The 1,749-nt window shown below is 62.6% G+C and carries 1 protein-coding gene; it reads left to right on the forward strand.

The window, feature by feature from the left end; all coding sequences use genetic code 11:
* On the forward strand, nucleotides 1-1,749 hold a 1,749-nt coding region (locus tag D8U73_RS02535; protein ID WP_130903643.1), incomplete at both ends, for a cytochrome c3 family protein.

A 1,749-nucleotide genomic window follows, 5' to 3' on the forward strand; every position in this document is an offset into this window, starting at 1 on the left:
AATGCCAAGGCTGTCACAGCGCCCAGGTCAAGGACTGGCAAGGCTCGCATCACCAGTTGGCGATGCAGGCGGCCAGCGCCGAGACCATGCTCGGCGATTTCAACAACGTCACCTTCAAGGCGGAGAACGAAACCACCCGTTTCTCGCGCAAGGACGACGGCTTCTGGGTCAACACCCCGGGCATCGACGGCAAGAATGCCGACTTCAAGGTCGCCTATACCTTCGGCATCGCGCCGTTGCAGCAATACCTGATCGAGGTCGGCGATGGCCGTCTGCAGGCGCTGGGCATAGCCTGGGATACCGAGAAGAACCGCTGGCTCCATCTCTATCCCGGCCAGGGCGTGACCTTCAAGGACCCGCTGCACTGGAGCAAACCGAGCCAGAACGCCAACTTCATGTGCGTCGAGTGCCACACCACCGGCTACAAGCGCAATTTCGATGCGGCGAAAAACACCTTCGACGGTCAGTGGAACAGCCTCGGCGTCGGCTGCCAGGCCTGTCACGGGCCGGCATCCAACCACCTGCAATGGGCTGAGAAGAAGTCCGACCTGATCCATGCCGGATTCGCCGTCGACCTCAAGGACCAGGACGTTACGGTCGAGATCGAAACCTGCGCCCGCTGCCACGCCCGTCGCGCGCCATTGGGCGATGGCTACACCGTCGGCAAGCGCCTGATGGACGATTACCTGCCCAGCGTCCTGACCCGTGAGCTGTATGCGCTGGATGGCAAGATCAAGGACGAGGTGTTCGAGCACGGGTCCTTCGCCCAGAGCAAGATGTTCGACAAGGGCGTGCGCTGCAGCAATTGTCACAACCCCCACAGCGAACAGCTCAAGGCACCGGGCAACGGTGTCTGCCTGCAATGCCACAACACGGCGGGCAAGACGGCGGTCGAAGGGGTCGATGGCAAGGGCCTGCAGGCGAAAAACTACGATTCGGTGGAACACACCCGTCACACTATGGGCCAACCGGGTTCGCAGTGCGTGGATTGTCATATGCCGAGCAAGTTCTACATGATCAACGACTTGCGACATGACCACAGTTTCAGCATCCCCAATCCTGAACGCGCCCAGAAGCTCGGCACGCCGGATGCCTGCTTGAGCTGTCATCAGGGCAAGGCCGGGGACAAGGTCACCGAGCAATTCAAATTGTGGAGCGCTGAGAATGCGCCGCAAGCCCCGCGTTACGACGAGAGCCTGTGGCTGATTCGCAATGGTCAGGCGGGCGCGGCGCAGGCGTTGTTCGAGCAATTGCAGCGCAGCAACCTGCCGGCGATTCAGCGGGCGACCTTGCTGGCCGAGCTGCCCGCCTACCCCAGTGAGCAGGCGCTGAAACTGGCCAGCAAAGACCTGAACCACCCGGCACCGCAAGTACGGGAGAGTGCCGTGCATGCGGTCAGCGCCTTCCTGCCGCCACCGGAGCGGGCGCAGTTGCTGTCGCCATTGCTCAGCGATCCGGTGAAAGCCGTGCGCATCGCCGCGGCGCGGGATTTGCTCGGCGTGGCGCGCAATGGTCTGGGCACTGCGCGAGGCAACTGGAACAGCGCCATCGCCGAGTACGAGGATGTGCAGAAAAGCCTGCTCGAACGCGCCGAAGCCAACCTAAACCTGGCGTTGCTGTATCAGGCCAGTGGTCGTAACGGCGAGGTGGAAGGCCTGCTTCGCTCGGCGCTGGAACGTGACCCGGACTTCTATCCGGCGCTGGTGACGCTGGTGCAGTGGCTGGAGGGCAATGGCCGCAATCAGGAGG

It is taken from the genome of Pseudomonas sp. Sample_22, assembly GCF_004307635.1.
Lineage (GTDB): Bacteria > Pseudomonadota > Gammaproteobacteria > Pseudomonadales > Pseudomonadaceae > Aquipseudomonas.